Below are 23,434 nucleotides of genomic sequence, written 5' to 3'. Positions count from 1 at the left end.
CTACTGGACCACAAACTGAGAAAAATAGACGTTACGGACCTTGCCTGGCCCCAAGACCTGGTTGAGTTTGGTGATCATTTCGGCCCGAAGTTCTATCTTGCCCTCTACGCTGGTGACCTCCTCTGGAGTCTTGCTGGAAAGGACCATGAGGATGGCATCCATGACCTGGGGGATCCGGTCCTGAGCCTCGTCATAGGCTTGGTTGTCGGCCATCTCCAGGGTTACTTTGACCTTTAGGTATCGGCGGCCGGGTCCGGCCAGGTTGACGACAAAGGGATCAAGGGGAAGGAAAGGGCCGATTTCGACCTTATCCTCCACTGGAGCCTGGACCTCTTCCTCTGGCGGGGGTTCCTTCTTAGCAAAAAGAAAGAAATACGCAGCCCCTCCGCCACCAGCCAAGAGAAAGACAGCGATGATAATGAGAAATAAAAGCTTCTTGCCGCCCTTCTTAGCCTGCTTTTCCTTCTTTTCAGCCATAGCTTCCCCCTTAGATTTCAACATCCAGGAGAGAAGCAACGGCTATGCCATCAAAAAAAAGACAACCTCAGGGCCCTGTCAGGCCACAATTGACCTCTAGCTTGGAGAAAATGGAGTTAAAGAGGTGTCAAGGAAGGCGAACCGGTCAAAGCTTTGACACCTTGTCGGGGAGGGATAATCCCCCCCGACAAGGCCTATCTCTTGACGTTTATTAATTCTTCGAGCATCTGGTCAGTGGTAGTGATCACCCGGGCATCGGCCTGGAATCCACGCTGGGTAGTAATCATCTTGACGAACTGTTCTCCTAGGTCGACGTTTGACTGCTCCAGGCTGTTGGGAGCGATGGACCCCAGACCATTGGTTCGAGGTTCACCGGTAATCGGGGGCCCCGAGGCCGTGGTTTCCCGATATAGATTCCCGCCCACTTTGGCTAGCCCCTCGGGGGCATTGAAGTTGGCTAGGGCTACCTTGGCCAAGGGGATAATCCTCCCGTTGGAGTAATGACCGGTGATTACCCCGTCATTGTCAACCGAAAGGGTCTCCAGGAAGCCGGGACCAAAGCCGTCCTGGTCGTAGAAGATAGTCGAAAAACTGGTAGCGTACTGGGTGGTACGCACGGATTCCGAACGCCAGGAATCCCGATAATAGTAGCCCATATTGAGCTCGATATCCTGAATATCAGCCTGAGCCTCTTCAAGGGCTCCAGCGTCCGAAAGATCAAGCTCTATCCCTAAAAAGTCGGCCAAAAAAAGCGGATAACCATTGCTTCCCAGAGCACTGAAACCATCATCGGGGTCAGAGACCGGAGAGCCATTTTCATCTACGATCCGAACAAGCTCTCCCGTTGAGGGGTTGACCCGATAGGTCTCATAAAACTTCTTAACATTGCCCTGGTTGTCAAACTCAAGCCTTCCATACATAAGGATCCCCTTCTTGCGCTTGAGATGGGTCTCGGCCGACTGGACGATCTTCTCCATGCCGCTTTGGGGATCCTGTTCGTAGATGGGATAGGGATCAGTGGTATCGCTGGTAAAATCCCTTTGATCCTCCTCCGGATCGCAGGTCACCAGGAATTCATAGACATTTTCCCTGGTGGTCGTGTCATAGTAAATAGTGATTTCATGAGGTGTACCTAAAGAGTCATAGATGGTCATCGTGGTTCGATAGGTATAATCAGCCGAAGACAGTGGGCTTTCGTTTTCAGCGTTCCAGGCATCATAAAGGGTGGAGACCTCCGTCAGTCTATAGGTATTTACAGAATCAATAGTATTGTCTCCAGGAGTGGTGGTTATATTCAGATTAGACCAGTCGATATTCAGCCTTTGATCCGTACCATTAAGGAAAAAGTAGGCACTGGTCTCAGCAACCGTGACGGCGCTAGCGAGAACAATGGTTGTCCCCGAGGTAACCTCGGCGATGGTATAGGCCCAAGTACTTCCTGAACCCCTTATGGTTACGCTGATCTGATGATTATCACCAGAGGAATCCGTAACCGTGATCACCGTTGAGGCCGAGGTGTTAGCACTGATGGTCCCCGCAAGGGTGATCAGCCCTGTCCTTCCCGGAGCAGAAAGCGAATCCGTATCAGAGGTGTGAAGAACTCCGGACCAATCAACGACAATGGTCTCCGCGGTATCCGGCAGAGTGAAGCTCGCCTGGGTAGAGGTGGTGTCCTGACCGCTGGCCAAAACCCTGCCCGAAGAGTCATTTAGCCGAATCTCGTAGTCCCAAAGCTGGTTGTCGGCATCGTAGTAAAGGGAGACATAGATCCTGTAGTCATTACCGCTTATGTCCCGGACCACGAAGGTGGTACTCTGGCTGGCCGTCCCCGAACCGGTAGTGATGTCTCCCTCCAGTTCGACCGTAACTGTATCCAGCTCTTCCCGGGCATCAAGATTAGTGATGACCTCGACCAAAGAAGTCTCCACTGGAGGTGAGCTCCGAGCGATCTGGATATCGGTGATGGCCCCGGTAATGTCGTTGGTGTCTTCATCTATCCGCCACCCCTGGACGATATAGCCCGCCGGATTAATCAGATAACCTTCCCGATCTACCCGAAACTGGCCGGCCCGGGTATAGAAGACGTTGTTGTCGGTCCCCGGTTCTTTGACCATAAAGAAGCCATTTCCAGCAATGGCCAGATCTGTGGGACTGGAAGTAGTCTCAAAGGAGCCCTGATTAAAGACCGGAGAGAGGTCATTGATGGTTGTCCCCCGGCCAAGCTGACCAGAGCCCGAGGCAGTGTTGATACTTTGGGCCATGATATCTTGGAAGCTGATCCGGCTCCCCTTAAAGGCCGTAGTGTTGAGATTAGAAACGTTGTCTCCCAAGACACTCATGGCATGCCCCATAGTTCTAAGGCCGCTTATTCCAGAAAACAGGGAATCAGTCAGTCCCATATTGCCCTCCTATATTTGAATTATCGTCATTATCTCTTGGACTGGATGAATTCTTCCAACATATCGCTGGCCGTGGTAATCACCCTGATATTGGTCTGAAAGGCCCGCTGAGCACTGATGAGTTCGATCATCTCAGTAGCCAGATCAACATTGGAGTTTTCCAGGGCCCCAGACTGAATGCTTCCAGGGTAGTCCTTCCCCGGGGGAAAGATGGTTGGTTCATAATCAGTGGGAGCCCGAAAGAGGTTCCCGCCCACCCGGCTGAGGATATCCAGAGAGGCAAAGTCGGCCAAGGCCACCCGACCGACAGTCTCTATCTGGCCATTGGTGTAGGTGGCGGAAATGGTCCCATCATCAGCAATAGAGACTGTATCCAGGAATCCTACCCCGTAGCCGTTTTGTTCCCCGTAAATGACGGCCGAGGCGGTAGCGTATTGGGTCGTCCTCACCGCAGCTGCCTCCCAAGACTCGCCCTGGGCATCATAGAAAATACCCATATCAAAGGCGATCTCTTGGGGAGTGCCGGTAAAGTTGACCAAAAAGCTGAGAAGGCCATCCTCATTGGGGGTAACTTCTTCCCTGGTACCCGAAAGATCAGTGATCCGATAGCCAGTCATAGAGACCAGTTGTCCAGAATTATTGAAGGAAAGCTCTCCATACATGAGTAGTCCGGAACCAGGCTGGGGCCCAGAGGTATTGCGCCAGTCTTCGTTGGGATCAATGGTGATGAGATACTCATAGGTGTTGTTACTATCAGTGCGGTCAAAGTAGATGGCCAGATCATGCCAATCACCAAGAGGATCTACGATCTGCATATTGTAGACAAAGTCGTAGAGTCCCGCCGAAAGGGGCTCCTCCTGGGTGCCGTCCCAGTGATCAATTATGGGGTCGTTGATTTCCTCTAGGGGAGCTCGAGAGTCCAGATTGGCATAAAGGGTGATTTTGCTGGTCTCCTGCCCCAGAATCCGGCGCGGAATGGTTATGTCGTGGACGTCGTTAGTCTCTGGATCTTCATCGGCACTCCAGCCCTGAAGGACCATATCATAGGCGTTGATCAAGCGGACAAGCCCCGTGTCTGGATCTTCATCCAGACGAAAGTGGCCATCTCTGGTATAAAAGACCTCCTCCCCATTGCTAACCATAAAGAATCCTTCCCCCAAGATGGCTAGATCTGTAGGGGCATCGGTCACCCTGATGGCCCCTTGATTGAAAAGAATCTGGATGTCGGCGGTATTTACCCCCAGGCCTCGGCCATCAAGGGGAGAAGTTTGCTGGGTTGCCGAGAGAAAGACATCCTGGAAGGAGGCCCTACTTCCCCTAAAACCCGTACTTTCAAGGTTGGACACATTGTCTCCAATGACGGTCATCTTCCGGCTACTACCAAAGACCCCTGATTTTCCGAGATAGATGGAGGAAAAAAGACTCATAGGCTATCCTCCAGGCCTCTATTTTTAATGACTGAAATGATGTCTTTGATCTCCTTGGTCTCCAGACCGTTGAACCCCAGGCTCTGTCCGTCTTCGCTCAGGGAGACCGAAGTGATCCGACCGGTGGTCTTAGTCTTGGCCTCAACAGGTTCCCCTGTGGCATCAAGGGCCGTCACCCGGATCTGATAGGCCCCATCGGCCACCGGATTGCCATGATCATCAAGGCCGTCCCAGGAAAGCTCGTGCTCTCCTGCCGGAAGGGCTCCCAGGTCAAGGGAGCGGACCAGTCTGCCTTCGGAGTCAAGAAGTCTTAACTTTACCGAAGTAGCCGGTTCCTCAAGGATGATCTCTCCTCCCAGGGGCTTGCCCTCTTCCACCAAGACAGAAGAGGCCCAGGCTGTCACCGTCTGCCCCAGAAGAGATACCAAGCCAAGATCAGAACGGGTCTTCTCCAGGGAAACCAGTTCCTCAAATTTCTGGTTAAGACCAAAAAGCTGATCAACTTGGTTGAAAAGGGCCAATTGCTGGGCCATCTCGTTGTTTTGGATCGGGTTCATCGGGTCCTGATACTGGAGTTGGGTGATGAAGAGCATCATGAAATCATCCCTATCAAGGACCTTTTTGGGGACCCTTTCCGGTTGATTATTAGTCGTCTGAGAAACGCTGTTTAAGGCAGCCGTCTTTGTTATCTCCATTGCTACCTCCTAAACCAAGACATCAACAATTCCTTGGGCTGGTGATTTTAGGGGCCGGGGTTGAGGGCTCTCTACCTCAGGGCTCAAACGTCCCCTAGAGCCCCCAGAGCCCTGCTTGCCAGGACCACCACGTCTCTCAAAGGCCTCCTGCTGGCCACCGCCGAAGCTATAGGCACCAACGTCTACCTGGGACTGGATGAGCTTGATCCCTTGAGATTCTAAGGCCTGTTCAAGGCGGGGAAGCCCTGCCTGGACAATCTCTTTGACCTGGTGGTTCTCTACCCGAAACAAGGTTTCCACCTGGCCCCGATGGTAGCGAACCTCAAGCTCAACACGCCCCAGGTCAGGAGGATGGATGTGTAAGGTCACCCTCTGAGGACCACTTCGGGGACCCCGCACAATGATCTGCTCAACCGTCTCGACGAACTCCTGGGGCGAAACCCTTATAGGCTGTCCTTCATGAGAAACCCTTTCGTGTCGGGGCTCAGCCGGGGTTACCTGCCCCGACTGAATATCCGGTCCTTTAAAATGGGATCTGATATCTGCGTTCTTGAAGCCCTCCGTCTCCTTAGGCCCAGGTGATATCTCCTGAATCTTCGAATCCTTAAGGATCTCTTTGGTCTGGAAGAGATCTCTGGCTGACTCCTCCCTGACCAGACGGGTGTTTACCGACTCCCTGGACACTCCTTCAGGGGTCGCTCGGATCTCACCAGAAGATCTTTTATGCCCTTCGGCCAACTGGGGGTCGTCCGTGGGAAGGACCGGTCTTTTAAGCCGGACTTCATCAACAACAATGGGCTTAAAAGAGGTCTCTTGAGGATGGAGGAAACGATCAGAATGGCTTTTGGGATCTTTAAGGGATCCTTTCCCAACACTTTGACCCTTAGGAACCTCTTCCGTAAAAAGGTCCTTAAGAATCTCTTCGGCGCCTTCGGCAGGGGAGCCTGAGTTAAGAATCTCTTGTCTGTCAGTAGAAGGCCCTTGAAGATTTGCCTTTTCAACCATAGAAAGCAAATCCCTCTGGGAGACCTGGGCCTCTGTCACCATTAATCGGGAAGCACTAGGCTGGCCCTCAAGGCCTTCTGGCCTGGGAATCTCCTCCCTGGGAGTCAGAATCCCAAAGCTGACTAAAAGGGCCAAAATTTCCTTCCCTTTAGGATCTTCCGGAAGATCTTCTTTGAGTTTGGCCTCCAGTTCTCCCAGCACCAGAGTTTCCTTGTCGGTTTCGGAAAGCCCTTTTAAGGATTCAAGGCCTTTTAATAAGAGGGTTATCTCCTGAGGGTTAAGCTCCTGAAACTTGAGCTCATCTGGAAGTTTTTTAAGATCAAGCCTTTCCCCCTGAATCATCCCCAGGAAAAGGGCCAGGAAATCGCCGACAAGGCTTTCTTGCCCTTTGGGAAGATTTGCTGACTGCTCTCCGCCTTTAAAAAGGAGATTGAGGACTAGATTGTTTATCTGGCCCATAGAGACTCCTTGATCGAGAAGATATCGATTAGGTCCTATGCAGGGGGTATGCCAAGGAGTGAAGGCCCCGGAAAAACCGAGTTAGGGGAAAGGGAGCATTGCTGGTTTGGTAAAACGTGCCGGGGCCAGAGGGAAAGTTTTGCCGCCTATTCTTCTTGGCCGGAAAGTCTGGCCGAGACCTGAGCCGCCACCTCAGGATCCATGGCCGCTAAAATCTTGCTGACCTGATCCGTCGGCATGGCCTGAAAGAGCTTGGTAAGGGTGTTGACATCAAGTTTAGAAAGAAGGGGGGCGGCCTTTTTGGGCTTCATGTTGCTGTAAATCTTAACCAGAAGCCGGAAGCGTTCATCCTTGATGACCTTAAGTTCGTTTAATTTCTGGTCTATTTCCTGCTCAAGCTCTGTAAGAGCAGCCAGCCTTTTTTCCACCTGATCTTTAAGGAGTTTCAGCTCTTTTTCACGAAGCCCTAGTGCTTTCTGTTTTTCTTCAATCTGGAGGCGTTTAAGTCGAAGATCCTCAAAGACCTGCTGATTGCATTCAAGCCCTGGAGGCATCGGGGCCGAGGGCTGGCCTTCGGCCAGGGCTTGATCCGGCCCGGAGAAGGAGAAATGAAGATATCCGGCCCAATAGAGATAGCCCAAGGCCAAGGCCACAAGAGCCTTGAGGATGGCCAGGACGAGAATAAGCTGTTTATAGCCTCTCATGATGTTCCTCCCGACCGTGCCTAAGTATCACTAGCTCGTCTATCTCCTTTTGCCATTGGGCCTCAAGTTCCCGACGGAAGGCCGAGAAATCCTTCTCCCGAAGACGTTCCAGGATCTTGCGCCGTTTGCTAGCCTCAATGAGTCTTTGGCGAATCTGTTCGATTCGGTGGGCAAGTTCCTGACGTTGTCCTTCGAGGATCTCTATCTGATTGAAAGAGGACTCCAGGTCAAACCCGATATCGGCCATCTCTGCGGCGGTAAGAACAGAACCGGCAAGACCTTTCATCTCCTCCTGAAGCTTGATCCTGGCGGCAGTGATCTCCTCGGTGAGTCTTTCCCAATCAACCATGGCCCGGGCCAGCTCATTGCGGATCATCTCTTCCTCCTGCCGACGGAGGCGCAGAAGGGTCTCAAAACGAAAACGAAACCTCATCTCTTCTTGACTCCAAACATCAGGCCTTTAAGCCTTTCGAGGCTCTCAGCAAAATCGGCCTTCTCTAGGATACCTTGGCGGAGATATTGGTTGATGGGCCCAATCATCTTTATGGCGTAATCGATCTCGGGATTGCTCCCCCGGGCATAGGCCCCAATGTTGATCAAATCCTCCACCCGCCGATAGGTGGAAAGCACCTGGACTAGGCGCCCCCTGGCCTCCCAGTGATCCTTCTTGACAATATCGTGCATCACCCGACTGATACTTGCCAAAACATCAATAGCCGGCCAGTGGCCTTGGTTGGCCAGTTCTCGAGAAAGGACGATGTGGCCATCGACGATGGAACGCACAGCATCGGCCACTGGCTCGTTAAAGTCATCTCCATCCACCAAGACGGTGTAAATTCCGGTAATGCTTCCTGAACCCTCTTTGTTGCCGGCCCGCTCAAGTAGCTTTGGTAACTGGGCGAAGACAGAGGGAGTATAGCCCCGAGAGGTAGGAGGCTCCCCTACCGCTAACCCCACCTCCCGACCAGCCATACAGAACCTGGTTACGGAATCCATCATCAGGAGGACGTCTTTTCCCTGATCCCGGAAATATTCGGCAATGGCTGTGGCCAGATAGGCTCCTCGGAGCCGCAGAAGTGGTGCTTGGTCAGATGTGGCCACCACCACCACCGAACGGGCCAGCCCTTCTTCGCCAAGTTCTTTTTCCAGGAACTCCCTCACCTCTCGCCCTCGCTCACCGATGAGGGCGATAACGTTGACGTCGGCCGAGGTATAGCGAGCGATCATCCCCAAAAGGGTGCTTTTACCCACCCCGGATCCGGCCATAATGGCCACCCTCTGCCCTTTGCCCAAGGTAAGGAGACCGTTTATGGCCCTAATGCCAACATCAAGAGGCTGAGTGATCCGAGCCCGTTTAAGGGGATTAAGGGCCCGGTTGTAGAGGGAGTAACGGTTAGTGAACCGAGGGAGGCGACCGCCATCAAGGGGATTTCCCAGGGCATCAAGGACCCGTCCCAGGAGATCCTCCCCTACCGGAACCCCCACATCCTCCCGGAGGTAAATCCTTCCGCCAGGCTTAATCCCTTCCATCTCCCCCAAGGGCATGAGGAGGATTCGATTGCCTCTGAAACCCACCACCTGGGCCAAAACCGGCTGGGCCCCTTTAACCTCGATCTGGCAGTGGCCACCTATGGCGATCCCAGGGCCCTCACCTTCTATAAGCATGCCCACCACCCTGGTCACCCGGCCACAGGAAGAAATTATGGGGGCTGATTTTACAGTCTCAAGAAGACGATTGAGATCCATCCCCATCCTCCTCCAGGGCCTGATCAATGGCTTTAAAGAGTTCGTCCCGCCGATGTTCTAAGGTGGCATCAATGAGGCCAAAGTCGGTCTCCAGGAGACACCCTCCCCGACTTATCCCCGGATCAGGACGGAAATCCACCTTTTCAAAACGGGCCAGATCTACCGAGACTTCCTCCGAAGCTTTGTCAAGGAGTTCGAGATCTTGGGGATTGACCCTGATGATCACCTTGGCCTTCTCCACGGCCAAGGCCAAGGCCTCTTTAAGGCAGGTAAATATGACCTCTGGGTGCTGTTCTACCTCGCGGAAGATGATCCGTTCAGCCACAGCCTTGACCAAGGCTACCAGTTCCTTTTGGTATTTCTCCAAAAGGGCCTCTCGTTCCCGCTCAAGGGCCTTAAGAAGGGCCTCCAGCCGTTTAGCCACAGACTCATACTGCCTTAAGCCAAGTTCCCGACCGTCTTTTTCCCCCTGGGCAAAACCTTTCTCATAGGCGTCTTGCTCTACCTGAGCCAGACGTTCGGCCAGCCGTTCGATCACCCTTTGATTGATTATCTCCTCAATGTCAGGCTCAGGCTCTCTTTTTTCCTCTTTAGGAGGCTCTGGACCCGGCCTAGAGGAAGAAGGCTCTGGAGAAGGCTCTTCTTGAATCTGAGAGGTCTCCTTCGGCCTTTGTGGTAAATCCTTCTGGGCCGGCTCTTTAACCAAGGCTACCAGCGAGGCAAAAGTCTCTGCCTCGGTCTCCGGAAGCTCTATAGGGGTTACCTCTATCTCGTGGCGGCCCTTGATCACCCTAGACAAAGACATCCTCCCCACGGCCCCCAAGGATAATCTTTCCTTCGGCCTCCAGCCGTTTGGCTACCTTGATAATGGCCTGTTGGGCCTGCTCCACATCCCGAAGCCTCACCGGCCCCATGATCTCGAGATCTTCCTTGAGCATCTGGGCAGCCCGTTCGCTCATGTTGCGGAAGAATTTCTCTTTGAGCTCTTCGGGGGCAGTCTTCAGGGCCAGTTTGAGATCGTCGGTGGATATCTCCTTGAGAATGGACATAATGGCCGCATCGTCCACTTTGAGAAAGTCCTCGAAGGTAAACATGTGTTTCTTGATCTCTTCGGCTAACTGGGGGTTGGATTCCTCGATGGATTCGATGATCTTTTCCTCTAACTCTCGGCCGACATTGTTCAGGATCTCGGCGGCCTTCTCTACACCGCCAAGCTTGCGACTAAAAGTGCCTCCCATCTGGGCCAATTCCTCTTCAAGGGCCTGATTTATCTCCTCAATGATTTCTGGATCCACCTTATCCAGAAGGGCGATTCGGAGAAAGACATCGGAGCGAACTTGCTCGGGCAGAAGATCAAGCACGGCAGCCGCTTTGTCTGGATCCAAATGGACAAGGATGATGGCAATAGTTTGAGGATGTTCGTTTTTAAGGAAGCTGGCGATGGTCTTCGGATCGAGCTTGCGCAGTTTCTCAAAGACCTTAGGACCAAGCTCCTGCCGGATCTCCTCAAATATCTCCTTGCCCTTCTCACCGTAGGCCTTAAGGAGACTTTCTTCCAGAAATTCATCGGTGGGGACAGTAATGTCCGCCAAAAGTTCCCTGGACTCTATGTTGGCCTCTTCTAAGACCTTACGGACGATCTCGGCCGGGATATAGTCCAGCTTGGCCATTTCTACACCGATACGTTTTATCTCCTCCTCGGAGAGATATTTATAGACCTCGGCAGTAAATTCCTCTCCCATGGTAATCAAAAAGATGGCTGCCTTCTGAGGCCCAGTAAGATTGTTAGGGTCAAGTTTGATGGGCATATTTTGCCTCCTTTAACATCAGGCCTTCTGCTGAGCCTTCTGCTGAGCTTTTTCCTGACCCTCCTCGGCCATCTCTTCGGCCAACCACTTACGCACCAAAATGGCCGCCCTTTCAGGCTGGCTGTGGACAATGCTTATGGCCAGATCCCGAGGAAGGGCAGCCGGCTCCTCGGTCTCGATCTCTTCTGGAGCCTCGCCCTCTATGGCCTGGGGGCCTTCGGCAGGCACTGGCTCGGGCTCCACCCGCCGCAAGAAACTTTTAAGAAGCGGCCTGACCACGATGACAAAGAAAAGAACGATAAGGACCAGATTGAGAAAGGGCTTAGCCAGCCTGTGGGCCACATCAAGCCACAATGGGGGCAGGGCCCTTTCCTCCTCCATGCTGAAAGGAACGTTAACTACCTCTACCCGGTCACCCCGATCAGGATCATAGCCGATAGCACCCTTGACAATCTTTTCAAACTGGGCCATCTCTTCCGGGCTTCGGGGAACATATTTCTTGATCTTGCCCTTACCATCCTCGGCTGTCACCTCCTGATAAGTACCATCAATGAGGACGGCCACAGAAAGGCGTTTGATCCTTCCGGGGGTAGCCTCCCGATGTCGGCTCACCCGACTAATTTCGTAATTTTTGATGGCCGTTGACTTCTGATATTGAATCCCTTGAGAGGCTGCCCCCAGGTTGCCCTCGATTTTTTTATCAAGGGCCCCCTTTACTCCCGGAACTCCTCCCTCCTCCTTGGCCGTCTTGAGCTCATTGGTCAACTGTTCACTCCTGATGGCCGCCGCATCAGGATCAAAGGCCTCTTCACTGAAGACTTCTTTGTCAAAGTCAAGATCTACCGCGACCCGGGCAATGGCCCTCCCCGGCCCCAGAACTTCCGCAAGCATGGTTTCGATCTTCTGGCGATAATAGTTTTCCAGGGTCTTCTGATAGGCAACTTGTTTCTGGGTGAGCTGTTCTTGAGGGTCCTCGGCTTGGTAGAGAACCTTGCCGCTGGAATCAACCACAGTGATGTTCTCAGGTTTAAGACCGGGAACAGCATGGGAGACGAGGTGAACTATGCCCTTGACTTCCTGACGGCTAAGGCTAGCCCCTCGCTTGAGTTTGAGAACTACCGCTGCTGTGGGTTCCTTTTGCTCCTCGATAAAGAGGCTCTCCTTAGGGGTGGCCAGATGAACCCGGGCCTCCTCTACGGCCTCAAGCTCGGAGATCGTCCGGGCAAGCTCTCCCTGAAGGGCCCGTTGATAATTAAGATGCTGGACGAATTCCGTCGTCCCCAGGCTGGTTCGATCGAAGAGTTCAAATCCAGGGCCTCCTCCTCGAGGAAGACCAGAGCGGGCCAGGGCCAACCTGACCTCATAGACCCGATCAGCCGGAACCTTTATGGTCGCCCCTCCATCCACTAACCGATAAGGGACCTTCTCTTTCTGAAGCCAAGAGACAATCTCGGCCGCGTCCTCCTGGGTGAGGCCCTTGTAGAGGACCCGATACTCCGGCTGGGTATTAAGAAAAATCAAGGCCACCAGCCCTCCGATGGTCACCAAGAGAAGGGCAGCTCCCAGGAGCTTCTGCCGTCGATCCAAGGACTGGTATAGATTCTTCAGCTGTTCAAAGGCCTGTTTGGGATCTAAGTTTGCCATCTCAACCCCTTTAAACCACTATAGTTGCATCCTCATGATCTCCTCATAGGCTGAAAGAACCTTATTTCTGGTCTGAAGGAGAAGCCGGAATTTAAGTTCGGCCTTGGTCAGGCTGATCATAGTCCCGAGGATATCAGGGTCTTTACCCGAGGCCAGACCAGAGACCTTGGCCTCGGCCTCAAGCTGGACCTTATTGACCGAGGAAAGATAGTTCTTGATAAGTCCGGCAAACTCGGCCCCGGTGACCACTGGAGTCAGTTTTTTTGAGGTATCTTGAGGGCTATTAGCCCCTAAAGAGGCGGCCTTGACCTCCATGACGTCCTCCTTTAGCGAGCAATATCCAGGGCCTTCATGGCCATGGATTTGGTGATAGAGATGGCCGTAAGGTTGGCCTCATAGGCCCTGGAGGCCGTAAGCAGATCGATCATCTGCTCCATGACATTGACGTTGGGATAAAGAACGATCCCTCTTTCGTCGGCATCTGGATGTCCAGGATCATAGACCTCCTTAAAAGGACTGGGGTCATCGACGATCCTGGCCACCTTGACCGTCTCTAAGGCTTCTTCCAAGGTGGAGGCAAAATCCTTAAGGGGGCTGGCCACAAAGACTACGCTTTTGGCTCGATAGGGCCCTCCCTCAAGGGTCCTGGTGGTGTTGGCGTTTGCCAGGTTCATTGAGGCAATATTTAGGCGGACTCTCTGGGCCGCCAGACCATCGGCCGCTAGTTTAAGGGCATCAAGAAGCTTCATGGGTTCTTACCTCCTTCGGTAATGGCCTGTCTTAAAAGCTCAAATTCCTTGATAAGAGACTGGATTGTAGATTGATAGAGGAGATGGTTCCTCATTAATTTGGCCATCTCCTCATCAAGATCGACGTTATTAGGAGTCCCCCGATCAGGGGGAAGATATTCGTCTTCCTCAAGGGCCAAAAAGGGATCGGACGAGACGGAGGCTGAGGGCAGATGTCGGGAATTAGTTCTGGCCAGAGGAGGATATTTCCCTAGGGCCACCTCAAGGGCCTTTTCAAAAGGAAGATCCTTGCGGCGATAGGCCGGGGTTTCGATATTGGCCAGATTGGCGGCAATAACGTCGTGCTTTTTAAGTCGAACATCAAGTGATTTTTCGATCAGATTGATGGTCCAGCCAAAGATTCCCTTCATGACCCCCTCCTTAAACTTAAAGGTTAAGCCCCATCTCCCGAAGCCCCTGAAGCTTGTTCCTCAATGTCCGGACACTTATTCCTAGAATCTCAGCAGCCTTGGTCCGGTTGCCCCCAGAGGCCTCAAGGGCCCGGATGATCATCTCTTGTTCAAGCTCTTTGAGAGTCTTAAGTGGCGGAGCTTGGCCCTCTGCTGGTTGGCCTGAAGCCCGAGGGATCTCCTCATCCGGGAAAAGGGCCCCCAGGGTAATAACTCCCTCTTTTGAGAGGAGAACCGCCCTTTCGATTACATTCTTGAGCTCCCGGACATTACCTGGCCAGGGGAGCCCCTCGAGGACTTCCAGGACCCCAGGGGCAAAACCTTCAAAGGGCCGTCCGTAGAACCCGGAGAACTGGCGGGCAAAATGCTCAGCCAGAAGGCGAATGTCCCCCCGACGCTCCCTCAAAGGGGGAATCTTGAGAGGAATGACGTTCAGGCGAAAGAAGAGATCTTCACGAAAATGTCCCTCCCTAACATAAGATTCCATATCACGGTTGGTTGTGGCTACAATTCTCACGTCCACTTTTACTGGCTCCCGACCACCAATCCGGTCTATCTCCCCCTCCTGGAGAACTCTCAAGAGTTTTGCTTGCAAAGGAAGGGCCATCTCTGAAACTTCATCAAGGAGAAGGGTCCCCTGATGGGCCAACTCAAATTTGCCTGGCTTTCGAGCGTTGGCCCCGGTAAAGGCCCCCTTTTCATAACCAAAAAGTTCAGCCTCAAGGAGGTTTTCGGGAATGGCCGCACAGTTTATAGCCACAAAGGGCCCCTTGCGTCGGTCACTTAGCCGATGGATGAGGCAGGCAATCAGTTCCTTACCCGTTCCCGACTCTCCCTGGATGAGGACCGTGGCCTTGCTTTCGGCAACCATCTTCACCCTCTCCAGGATGGCAAACATCTTGGGATCGTTGGTCAGAAGCTCAGGGGCCTCGGGGATAATGGCTTGAGGCCGAACACAGGAGAGGGCCTTCTTCAAAACCTTGACCAAAAGTTGAGGAGAACAAGGCTTGAGAAGAAAATCGCTGGCCCCGGCCTTCATAGCCTCAACCGCTACATCCACTGAACCATAGCCAGTAAGGATGACTACCGGAAGATGGGGCCAGCGGTCTTTTATCTTTGCTAGAAGCCAGAGTCCACCCTCACCGGGCATCTTGAGATCGGCCAAGACTGCTGCCGGGAGTTCCTTTTCTAAAAGCCCTAGGGCTTCTTCGGCCGTAGCAGCCCCAGAAGGGTCAAGACCAGCCTGAGCAAGACACTCTCCCAAAAGGTCCCTAAGGCTGGGATCATCATCGACGATCAGCACCTTTGGTCTTTCCATCAGAAGATCTCCCCTCGGGCTCGATCCACAAGATCCCTAGCCTTGAGCATAGCCTGGGCCAACCTCTGATAGGGTTGGCTCTCTGTCTGAGAAAGTCTCTGCCAGATCTCCTCGGCGGCGGCCTCTTGCCCCAAACGCTCAAAGGAAAGGGCCTGATACCAGAGAAGCTCTGGGTCTTCTGGATATCTCTCCAAAGCCATCTCATATATCTCCAAAGCAAAGGCAACCTCTTCAGCAGCCAGTCCCCTCTGCCCGGCTTCCTTTAAAAGGAAGAGGAGCTGTTCCGAAGGAAGACCCTTGGGAGGGGAGGCCAGGAGTTCCTTTGCTGCCCTAAAGTCAGCCGTGCCGATGATGGCCTCGACCCAAAGAGGCCAGAGGCGAAGTTTTTCCTCGGCTTCAGCGCTTCTTTCAATGGCCAGAGAGAGAAACTCCCTAGCCCTAGCATAGTCTTTAGTGCGAAGGGCCAAGCGACCGCGAAGGCTAAGGATAGCTGGGGATCCCTGATAACGGGGATTTGCCTTGAGGAGTTCCTCTATCAGAAGCCTTGAAGCCTCAAGTTCCCCAGAGATCATCAGGGCCTCGGCCCAAGCAGCCATTATGTCCGGGGCCAAGGTGGGTCCAGGCTTGAGCTCCCAGGCCTGGGCGTAGGCCCGCCGGGCCTGCTCAAAAAGATCAAGACCCCGATAAGCCTCCCCCAGGAAATACCAATGTTCAGGAGAGCCAAGCTTGTTAATGTGGCTAAGATGAATCCAGTGATAGTTGACCAGACCAAGATAGTTCTTCTTGGAATAAAGAAGCCGATCATAAGCCTCAAGAGAGCGCCTAATCCAGAAAATAGTCTCCTCCATCCTGGGGCTTTGATGATAGTGGGAAAGGAACTCCCAGGAGAGCTTAAGGGCCGGCTCTGGTCCCTTCTGTTTAAGGGTCAGCTCGATCCTTATAGGCCACACATCATAGACGATGGGATCATCTGACCATCTCTGACAGATCATGGAGAGCACCGGTAAGATGGTTCCGATTTCCTGAGGGGTAGGGCCGCCAAAGTAGGCATAAAAGTTCTTTTTTAGTTCAAAGAGCCGAAACTTGGAGAAGATAGCCTCTTTCGAGGCCGGCCAAGTAGCCGCAATATAGGCGTAGAATTGTCTAGCCTTGATTATATCTTTATCCTCCCGGGCCATCTCCGCCAGAAGATAAAAGACATCCCGGATTCGTGGACTTTTAGGGGCTAGATTCACATATTTGAGCCAGAGCACTTGGGCTTCTTTGTTCTGGCCATTCTTATAGGCCAGATACCCCTGCCAGTAGAGAATGTCTGGAGCGTAGGAATAGAGCTCATCGAGGCCAGGAATCTGTTGCAGGAGCCGAGCGACCTCGCCCTCTCTTCCCAACTGATGGTAGAGGGCCAGAAGCTTTACCGCCGCCTGGGCCTTGATCTTGGGCAGATCTTCGGCCCGCCTGATAATCCATTTAAGGAGGTCCTCGGCCACCTGATAACGCTTCTTCTGAAGAAGAAGCCTTACCTCAAGAAGGGCGGCCTTTGGGGCTGTCGGGCTTTGTGGATAATGTTTGCGAATCAGCCGCAGATATCCCAAAGCGGCACTCCAATCCCCCCGCTCTTCGGCAATACGGGCCAGATAAAAGTAGGCCTGTGGCAGGTGATGACTGTCTGGGAATTTACCAATAGCCTCTTCAAGGATCTTCCAGGCCTTATCTCCTTCTCCTTTGTCCGCAAGGATATATCCTTTGAGGAAGAGGGCCTCTTCCAGAACAGGATCTTCAAGAGAGAGGCTGAGGAGACGATTACAGATTATAAGGGCTGTATCCAGGTGGCCTTGGGCGTACTGATCCCTGGCCTCAGCCAAGAGTAGATAAGGTGACTGGGCCTGGGCCTGATAGAGCCCGAAGACAAGCAGACCTATGAGGAGTAAAAAGGACCGTCGCCACATCGCCGGCCCTATAAAGCAAGGAAGATACCAGGAAGTTTTTTCCTACCCAGAGAGTTTTTTGCCGCTTAATAAGGAGCAGAAGCTACCTTTTTGGGATGGAGAGAGAACAGAGGCGTCAATTGTTTGACGCCCGGTAGTTGACCTTAGGGGGACCGTAGAGCTTCTGTTTTTTCATCTTTTCTATAAGGGTGGTTCGGTTTACCCGAAGAAGTTGGGCAGCCCGGTTCTTAACCCAACCGGTCTTATTGAGGGCCTGGATAATCAGCTTCCGCTCAAATTCGCTCACCGCCGCCGAAAGACTGATGCCCTCATCGGGAATTTCTATCTCTGGAGAGGTGGCTGGGGTTTCCACCTGGCCCAGGATATAGTCCGGAAGGTCCTTAACAGTAATGGTATCTGAGGGGCAGAGGATTACCAAACGTTCAACCAGATTTTCAAGCTCACGAACATTGCCCGGCCAGTGATAACGCATGAGACACCCCATAGCCTCTTCAGTGATACTCATAACTGATCGGCCCCTTTTGGCCGAAAACTTCTCCAGAAAGGCCTGGACCAGCAAGGGGATATCGCTTTTTCTCTCCCTTAAAGGAGGGACGTGGATGGGAATGACGTTGAGGCGATAGTAAAGATCTTCGCGAAACTTGCCCTCTTTGACCATTTTATCTAGATCCTGATTGGTGGCCGCAATAATGCGAATGTCGACCTTAATAGTCTTGACCCCACCGACCCTTTCAAAGGCCCGGTCCTGAAGGACCCGAAGGAGTTTTACTTGAAGCCTGGGGCTCATCTCGGCGATCTCATCAAGGAAGATGGTCCCTTTGTGGGCCAGCTCAAAGCGCCCAATCCTAGTCCGGATGGCGTGGGTAAAGGCCCCTTTTTCGTGGCCAAAGAGCTCGGATTCTAAGAGTTCATCAGGGATGGCTCCACAGTTTACAGGAATAAAAGGCCCCTCCCGGCGATCACTAGCATAGTGGATGGCGTTGGCAATAAGCTCCTTCCCGGTACCAGACTCCCCCAGGATGAGGACCGTAGAGTCAGTCGCTGCCACCCGTTCGATCATTCGGAAGACCTCTTGCATCTTCTCGCTCTTGCCAATAATTCGATCAAAACGATATTGAGCCCGAAGCTGGGTCTTAAGGGCCTGATTTTCTCGCTTCAGATCTCGATACTCAAGGGCCCGCTCAATAACAATAAGAATTTCGTCGGTCTTGACCGGTTTGGTCAGATAATCAAAGGCCCCAAGCTTTATGGCCTCGACAGCATTTCGGATGGTGCCAAAACCAGTAATGATGATACACATGGTCTCCGGGCAACTTTCCCGGACATGTTTAAGGACCTCCATCCCCCCCCGCCGAGGCATGGAGAGATCTGTCAGAACGACATCATATAGGCGGGAGTCTATCTTCTTGATGGCCTCTTCTCCATCCCGGGCCACCTCCACCTCGTATCCCCGGGCCAAAAGGGTCTCAGAAATACTGGAAAGGACTGCCTCGGAATCATCGACGACCAGAATGGATTCGTTGGCCATAGATAAAACCTCCCATTAAATCCAGATAAAGGATACACTAGGCCTATTTCTGGTGTCAACTAAAAGACATGTCGATTTTTTGACATTTTTCCCAAGGTACCCCTAAGGATCTTTTGAAACTCACCTCCCGGAAAACGTTCTAATTCCTGAAAACCTCACAGGGATTAGGTTAAAATCGGCTGAAATTAAAATTGACAACTAAATCTGGAATCTCTATAAGATTTAAAGAAACAGAGTATTTTATCCCCATTTGGTCTTTAAAAACTCAGGATATAGACTTAATTCCTCAATACTTGACTAAAAAAGTCGTTATTTTTGTCGATTTGTCGAGAGTAGCATCAAAGTATGGAGAAGAATAAGGAGGTCGTCTTGATTAGAAAAAGCATCTTTTACGGTCTAGTAGTCCTCTTTGCCCTGGTGGTTTTTCAGTGGGGTCAGACTTCCTTTGCCTTTCCCTTCCGCTCTGTAGAGATCGGCGATCCTCTGCCTCCGATCACGGTGGTGGATTTTGAAAGTGGAGAAAAGATCCTCCTTACCAAGCTTAGGGGCCACCCCTTAGTTTTGGTCTTCTGGGGTGCGGATGTTCCTCGAAAGAAGAAATTAACCATAAAGTTCTTCCGGGACCTTCAGGCCAATCTTCATTTCTTTGAAGACCGGGGGGTGGTCATCATGGCCATCAATGTCCAGGGCGACAAACCCAAGGTCATCCGGGAGGTCATGGAGGCAGCCCATTTGAATGTCCCTATCTATTTGGACAGTCTCCAGCAGGCCTACAGCAGGCTGGGGCTTTTTGTGACTCCTTCCGTCCTAATAGTGGACAAGGATGGCCGGATTGCGGCTGGGATGGGCTACAGTCGAGAGTTCGTCAAGCGCATCCAGGGCGAGATTTTGGTACTCACCGGTGAAAAGACCAGGGAACAGGTCTTAGCTGAATTCTATCCTAAAACGCTCAAGAAGTCTGACCGAGAAAAAAAGGCCTCTCTCCACTACAGGCTGGGCCTCAAGATGCATCGTCGGGGAATGAAGAGTGCGGCCATCAAAGAGTTTCAGGAGACAATCCGCTTTAACCCCTACTTTGCTCCGGCCTATGCCCAGTTGGGCTGTCTATACCTTGAGTTGGGGCGCCTCAAGGAAGCGGAGGGTCTGATCAAAAAGAGTCTGGAACTTGATCCTAACGTCGTCCAGGCCAAGATATGTCAAGCCCTTCTCAAGGCGGCCCAAGGGCACCGAGAGGCAGCCCTGGAGGATTTGAACATCCTTCTTCTCAGCAATCGCCGAAACCCTGAAATCCACTATTGGATGGGGGTCCTTTATCAGGAGAAGGGCCAGATAGACTTGGCTACCAAATATTTCCGCAAGGCCTATGAACTACTTCAGGAAACAGTCGGTGAGGGAACCTAAAATCTAGATCGAGGAAGGATGATGAAAAAAATGGCCTCAAAGATGATCATTTTCTTGATAGGTCTTTTACTTTTGGGATTAAGTCCCCAGGCCGGAAAGGCGGCCTCTATGGACCACGATGCCCTTGAGCTCTATCCCGCCCTTGATCAGACCTGGGTTACGCAACCCCAGATTTATCTGGTGGGTATATTCAAAGACCACCGGATCAAAGAGATAAGCATCAAAGGGGTTAAGGTCTCTTACGGAGAGAAAAACGTCGTTCCCGTTAAAAATGGAGCCTTTGGGGTGGTCATCACCCTTAAAAAGGGGCTCAATCAGATTGATCTCAAAGCCTCCGGGATCCACAAAAAGGTAAAAATTTTCTATAGCGAAAGTGGCCAAGGCGTTCCTCAAGGTTTTCGCCGGCTTTTTGTTCACAGCCTTCCCGCCCGGCTGGAATGTGCCGAATGTCACCCGATGCGGAAAGGACGCCTTGACTACAGCCTCACAGTTCCCGTGCCCAGCAACTGCACCACTGGGAGCTGTCATCCCGAAATCAAGGCCAACCCTCATCTCCACGGACCAGTACGTCAGAACGAATGCATCCAGTGTCACAATCCCCACGGATCATTTAATCCTTATCAGTTGGTGGCCCGGGGCAAGGATCTCTGTTTTACCTGCCATGAGGGGACCAGAGAAGATTTTGAACAGAGGGTGGTTCATCCTCCAGGTAAGGACGACTGCATGAACTGCCACGATCCTCACGGCTCCCAGATGGAGTTCCACCTTAAGGGTGAAGGCTCGATCAGTAGTGTCTGTTTTCAGTGTCATGAAAAAAGGCTCTTCAGCAAGCGCTATCCCCATGGCCCTGTAGCCGACGGTGAATGTATTGCTTGCCACAATCACCATGGCTCCCCCTATGATCATCTGCTCTCGGCCCCTCTTAAGGGCGGAAAAATCTGCCTCACCTGTCATGAGGACCGGAAAGAGGAATTCTCTATGGCCTATGTCCACAAACCGGTGGCTGAAAGTTGTGCCAATTGCCACGATCCCCATAGTTCTGATTATCGATATCAGCTCTTAGAGCCCAGTGGTAAGCTCTGTATCTCCTGTCATAAAAAGCTCGATCCCGAGGTCATCACCACCATTGAAGGGGCTAAATATCGACACCCTTCTGTCGAGGCCGGACGCTGTGTGGACTGTCACCAACCCCACACCTCCAACTATGAGGCCCTTCTTAAGGATTTTGAGGGAGATCTCTGCTTTTCTTGTCACAAAGATCTAGCGGCCAAGGTGCGCAAGGCCCAGTTTCTCCACGGTCCTGTCCAGGAGGGAACCTGTGATGCCTGCCACAATCCCCACGGTTCGGCCTTTAGCCGACTTCTTGTCCGGAGCTTTCCGGCTGGTTTCCTCAACGACTATAGCCCGGGCAAGTACGATCTCTGCTATAGCTGCCACAACAAAGAGGTCATCGAGACCAAATTCACCACCGTGCTGACCAATTTTCGCGATGTAGACTATAATCTACACTACGCCCACGTAAGGCGTAAAAGTGGCAACTCGTGCAAGGCCTGTCACGCCATCCATGCCAGCAATCAGCCTAAACACATGCGGGAGAAGACCGAGTACCGGGGCCTACGAACAGAGCTAAAATTTGTCCCAACCGGCACAGGTGGGAGTTGTCTGGTGGGTTGTCACAAGGAAAAGAAAGAATACGATCGCGAGCATCCTCATTTTAAGCATCCATCCAAGTAAGCAGATACGTTTTTTTCAAAGTTTATAAGGGCCCAGACCGGCTGGGCCCTTATAAACTTCTCCTTTCTGCTTTTTACTTTTTTCTCCACAACAATCTTTAAAATTGCTATCATTTAAACAAATGAAAGAAGAAATTTTTAGATTAGCTTCTCCTTACCTTCCAGGCCACCACAGACCACGAATTTTCACCGATACCAGCGATTTCATGCGCATTAATCCCTACGATATCATCAAGATCAAAGACCATCATTATCTGGTTTTAAGAGAGGAAAAGGAGCGTCGGTTTGGAATGGATGAACCCAAGTACTGGGTCAAAAGGGCCATTGAGCTTGAAACTGGCCAGCATAAGATTATTAAGCTCACCTTTCATGAATTGTTTCCCCTCAAGCTGGGAGAGATTACTATTGTCTGCTATCGGAGTCCAGAAAAAGAGGCCCGGATTCTGGATCTTGTCCGGGGGCATCCTAACTTCATGCAGGGCTTTACCATAAGGGATATCCGCGGCAATCCGGTCCGGGTGATCGAAATCATCCGAGGAAAACCCATAGACTATTTCATAGCCCAGATAGAACTTGATCACTACCGCTACTTCAGAGATCACTTCCCCCATTTCCTAGAATACTTTGTGACCGGGGCCAGGGCCATCTCCTTCCTCCATCAACATGGTGAACGCCATGGAGATGTCCGTAGGGATCACCTTTATCTGGAAACCGAAACAAAGAGACCCAAATGGATAGACTTCGACTACAACTTTGACTACCAGGAGAATCCCTTTGGGTTAGATATATTCGGCCTGGGAAGTATTCTACTTTTTATCAGCGGTGGAGGGATTTATACGGCCACTCGGGTAGCCGAGGAAATGGGAGAGGAGACCGCCCGGAGGATAGAGGCCTCTGACTATAGTCTTATCTACCGCTGGAGGATAATGAATCTCAAAAAACTCTTCCCCTATATCCCAGAGGAGCTAAACTATGTTCTGATGCATTTTTCCACTGGAGCCGAGGTTTTCTATGAATCTGTTGAAGAATTTCTAGAAGATCTGGCTCCGGTGATCAAGATGGCCCGGGAGGGTAAACATGTATCCGCCTAAAAGGATCCTTATTGCCCTTGATACCTCAGAAAATGCCATGCGGGCAGTTGGCTACGTAGCGGAAATGTTGGGTGACCAAGAAGACATCTTTATTGAACTTCTCCACGTGGCCAAAGAGCCACCTGTTGACCTCTTCCCTGACGAACAGGAACGTCAGAAGGCCAAAGAGGCTCAAGAGAAGGCCATAGTCGAGGTCTTTGAGCTGGCCAAAAATCAACTAGAGATCGCCGGAGTCTCACGAGAAAAGGTTGTCGTCAAGGTGCTTCCGACCACTGGCTCTGTGGCCCGAATAATTCTTGACGAGCAAAATCGGGGTCAGTTTGGCACTGTAGTAGTCGGCCGGAGGGGGGTCTCCAAGGCTGAGGAGTTTCTCTTCGGTAGTGTCTCCAACAAGGTCGTCCACTACGCTAAGGGTTGTGCTGTTTGGGTGGTGGAATGATTTCTATTCGGCGGCTTTGGTCCTTAAGATAGTGGATGGTGATCTGCACCGCCCCTGGGGGAATAAGTCTGAAAGGAATCCTTTCGGCCCATTCAACAACGACTACATTTTCCTTTTCAAAGTAATCTTCAAGCCCCAGATCCTCTACCTGAGAGGGCTCTAGACGATAAAGATCGACATGAATCAACTTCAGACGCCCGGGATATTCATTTATCAAGGAAAAAGAAGGACTGACCACATAAAAATCACCTGGAACATCAAGCCCCTCAGCCAATCCCTGGACAAAGGTCGTCTTCCCGGCCCCCAGATCTCCGAAAATAAGAAAAACTTCTCCCCCTTTGAGGCCACGGGCCATCTTCTGGGCCAGGGCCCTGGTCTGTTCAGGAGAATTAGTGATGAAAACATCATTCTTCAAC

Annotated in this window: 22 protein-coding genes; 4 read left to right on the top strand and 18 right to left on the bottom strand. The window is 51.9% G+C overall.

What is annotated here, in order from left to right:
* The 17 genes from ACXJJX_RS06960 to ACXJJX_RS06880 form a co-directional block, all read right to left on the bottom strand.
* The gene (locus ACXJJX_RS06960) at nt 1-477 is read right to left on the bottom strand and encodes a flagellar basal body-associated FliL family protein (RefSeq protein ID WP_456433525.1); all 477 of its coding nucleotides are present in this window, start codon (nt 475-477) and stop codon (nt 1-3) included.
* 194 nt (nt 478-671) lie between these two features.
* On the bottom strand, nt 672-2,876 hold the full coding sequence (locus ACXJJX_RS06955) for a flagellar hook protein FlgE (protein ID WP_456433523.1): 2,205 nt from the start codon (nt 2,874-2,876) through the stop codon (nt 672-674).
* Nucleotides 2,877-2,905: 29 nt separating this feature from the next.
* Nucleotides 2,906-4,303, bottom strand: a complete 1,398-nt coding sequence (locus ACXJJX_RS06950) for a flagellar hook protein FlgE (RefSeq protein ID WP_456433521.1) — start codon at nt 4,301-4,303, stop codon at nt 2,906-2,908.
* Nucleotides 4,300-4,998, bottom strand: coding sequence for a flagellar hook assembly protein FlgD (locus tag ACXJJX_RS06945; protein ID WP_456433519.1), 699 nt, complete (start codon nt 4,996-4,998; stop codon nt 4,300-4,302). The genes ACXJJX_RS06950 and ACXJJX_RS06945 overlap by 4 nt, the downstream gene beginning before the upstream one ends.
* 9 nt (nt 4,999-5,007) lie before the next feature.
* Entirely contained in the window at nt 5,008-6,462 is a 1,455-nt protein-coding gene (locus tag ACXJJX_RS06940; RefSeq protein ID WP_456433517.1) for a flagellar hook-length control protein FliK, read from the bottom strand.
* 146 nt (nt 6,463-6,608) lie between these two features.
* Nucleotides 6,609-7,166: a MotE family protein gene (locus tag ACXJJX_RS06935; RefSeq protein WP_456433515.1), complete on the bottom strand. Its 558-nt coding sequence runs from the start codon at nt 7,164-7,166 to the stop codon at nt 6,609-6,611.
* Nucleotides 7,153-7,599, bottom strand: coding sequence for a flagellar export protein FliJ (fliJ, locus tag ACXJJX_RS06930; protein WP_456433513.1), 447 nt, complete (start codon nt 7,597-7,599; stop codon nt 7,153-7,155). The genes ACXJJX_RS06935 and fliJ overlap by 14 nt, the downstream gene beginning before the upstream one ends.
* Complete coding sequence (gene fliI / locus ACXJJX_RS06925; RefSeq protein ID WP_456433511.1) at nt 7,596-8,912, bottom strand: flagellar protein export ATPase FliI; 1,317 nt, start codon at nt 8,910-8,912, stop codon at nt 7,596-7,598. Before fliI ends, fliJ begins: the two co-directional genes overlap by 4 nt.
* Nucleotides 8,890-9,702: a FliH/SctL family protein gene (locus tag ACXJJX_RS06920; protein ID WP_456433583.1), complete on the bottom strand. Its 813-nt coding sequence runs from the start codon at nt 9,700-9,702 to the stop codon at nt 8,890-8,892. Before ACXJJX_RS06920 ends, fliI begins: the two co-directional genes overlap by 23 nt.
* A gap of 1 nt (nt 9,703) precedes the next feature.
* Nucleotides 9,704-10,720: a flagellar motor switch protein FliG gene (gene fliG / locus ACXJJX_RS06915; protein ID WP_456433509.1), complete on the bottom strand. Its 1,017-nt coding sequence runs from the start codon at nt 10,718-10,720 to the stop codon at nt 9,704-9,706.
* Nucleotides 10,721-10,738: 18 nt separating this feature from the next.
* Nucleotides 10,739-12,364, bottom strand: a complete 1,626-nt coding sequence (gene fliF, locus ACXJJX_RS06910; RefSeq protein ID WP_456433507.1) for a flagellar basal-body MS-ring/collar protein FliF — start codon at nt 12,362-12,364, stop codon at nt 10,739-10,741.
* Between the two features lie 18 nt (nt 12,365-12,382).
* The gene (gene fliE / locus ACXJJX_RS06905; RefSeq protein ID WP_456433505.1) at nt 12,383-12,679 is read right to left on the bottom strand and encodes a flagellar hook-basal body complex protein FliE; all 297 of its coding nucleotides are present in this window, start codon (nt 12,677-12,679) and stop codon (nt 12,383-12,385) included.
* Nucleotides 12,680-12,690: 11 nt separating this feature from the next.
* Complete coding sequence (gene flgC, locus ACXJJX_RS06900; RefSeq protein ID WP_456433503.1) at nt 12,691-13,113, bottom strand: flagellar basal body rod protein FlgC; 423 nt, start codon at nt 13,111-13,113, stop codon at nt 12,691-12,693.
* The gene (gene flgB, locus ACXJJX_RS06895) at nt 13,110-13,523 is read right to left on the bottom strand and encodes a flagellar basal body rod protein FlgB (protein WP_456433501.1); all 414 of its coding nucleotides are present in this window, start codon (nt 13,521-13,523) and stop codon (nt 13,110-13,112) included. The genes flgC and flgB overlap by 4 nt, the downstream gene beginning before the upstream one ends.
* 16 nt (nt 13,524-13,539) lie before the next feature.
* On the bottom strand, nt 13,540-14,880 hold the full coding sequence (locus ACXJJX_RS06890; RefSeq protein WP_456433500.1) for a sigma-54-dependent transcriptional regulator: 1,341 nt from the start codon (nt 14,878-14,880) through the stop codon (nt 13,540-13,542).
* The gene (locus ACXJJX_RS06885) at nt 14,880-16,826 is read right to left on the bottom strand and encodes a tetratricopeptide repeat protein (RefSeq protein ID WP_456433498.1); all 1,947 of its coding nucleotides are present in this window, start codon (nt 16,824-16,826) and stop codon (nt 14,880-14,882) included. Before ACXJJX_RS06885 ends, ACXJJX_RS06890 begins: the two co-directional genes overlap by 1 nt.
* A gap of 115 nt (nt 16,827-16,941) precedes the next feature.
* Nucleotides 16,942-18,354, bottom strand: coding sequence for a sigma-54-dependent transcriptional regulator (locus ACXJJX_RS06880; protein WP_456433496.1), 1,413 nt, complete (start codon nt 18,352-18,354; stop codon nt 16,942-16,944).
* A gap of 369 nt (nt 18,355-18,723) precedes the next feature.
* On the opposite strand from ACXJJX_RS06880, the gene ACXJJX_RS06875 reads away from it, so the two are divergent.
* The 4 genes from ACXJJX_RS06875 to ACXJJX_RS06860 all read left to right on the top strand — a co-directional run bounded on the left by ACXJJX_RS06875 (nt 18,724) and on the right by ACXJJX_RS06860 (nt 23,018).
* The gene (locus ACXJJX_RS06875; protein ID WP_456433494.1) at nt 18,724-19,755 is read left to right on the top strand and encodes a tetratricopeptide repeat protein; all 1,032 of its coding nucleotides are present in this window, start codon (nt 18,724-18,726) and stop codon (nt 19,753-19,755) included.
* A 21-nt stretch (nt 19,756-19,776) separates the two neighbouring features.
* A complete protein-coding gene (locus ACXJJX_RS06870; protein WP_456433492.1) occupies nt 19,777-21,489 on the top strand; it encodes a cytochrome c3 family protein in 1,713 nt (570 codons plus the stop codon).
* Between the two features lie 121 nt (nt 21,490-21,610).
* Complete coding sequence (locus tag ACXJJX_RS06865; protein WP_456433490.1) at nt 21,611-22,579, top strand: serine/threonine-protein kinase; 969 nt, start codon at nt 21,611-21,613, stop codon at nt 22,577-22,579.
* Nucleotides 22,566-23,018 carry a universal stress protein gene (locus tag ACXJJX_RS06860; protein ID WP_456433488.1) on the top strand — a complete coding sequence of 151 codons (453 nt, stop codon included), beginning with the start codon at nt 22,566-22,568 and terminating at the stop codon, nt 23,016-23,018. The genes ACXJJX_RS06865 and ACXJJX_RS06860 overlap by 14 nt, the downstream gene beginning before the upstream one ends.
* Here the strand turns inward: ACXJJX_RS06860 and tsaE are convergent.
* Nucleotides 22,987-23,433, bottom strand: a complete 447-nt coding sequence (gene tsaE / locus ACXJJX_RS06855) for a tRNA (adenosine(37)-N6)-threonylcarbamoyltransferase complex ATPase subunit type 1 TsaE (RefSeq protein WP_456433486.1) — start codon at nt 23,431-23,433, stop codon at nt 22,987-22,989. The two genes, ACXJJX_RS06860 and tsaE, sit on opposite strands and share 32 nt — an antisense overlap.
* Between the last annotated feature and the right edge of the window lies 1 nt (nt 23,434).

The organism is Thermosulfuriphilus sp. (assembly GCF_054026695.1).
Note: the sequence above shows the minus strand (reverse complement) of the source record. Positions and strands in the feature narration are given on the sequence as shown.